This is a genomic window from Paraburkholderia sp. SIMBA_054, from assembly GCF_046534875.1.
In the GTDB taxonomy this organism is placed as follows: Bacteria; Pseudomonadota; Gammaproteobacteria; order Burkholderiales; family Burkholderiaceae; genus Paraburkholderia; species Paraburkholderia hospita.
In genome coordinates this window covers 1-242 of sequence record NZ_JAWRXV010001554.1, presented here as the reverse complement: position 1 = coordinate 242, position 242 = coordinate 1, and the positions used below count along the sequence as shown (strand labels likewise).

The 242-nt window shown below is 61.6% G+C and carries 1 protein-coding gene; it reads left to right on the top strand.

Features of this window, described 5'->3' with window-relative positions; genetic code table 11:
* Window positions 1–242, top strand: a 242-nt coding sequence (locus SB822_RS60265) for an AMP-binding protein (protein ID WP_410859538.1), incomplete at both ends; no start/stop codon positions are given.

Below are 242 nucleotides of genomic sequence, written 5' to 3'. Positions count from 1 at the left end.
CGGTTCGTGGCGGCGCGACGGTGGTGTTACCGAGCTTCGATGCCTACAACGTACTCGATACCATCGCCCGCGAGCGCATCACGCACTTATTCCTGCCGCCGACGATTGTCTACGCGTTGCTGAGCTGGCCGGCGTTGGACCATACGGACACGTCGTCTCTGCGATGCATTGCCGTAGGTGCCGCCCCGATTGCGCCGGAGAAGCTGAAGGAAGCTGTACGTCGCATTGGCCCAGTCATCTAC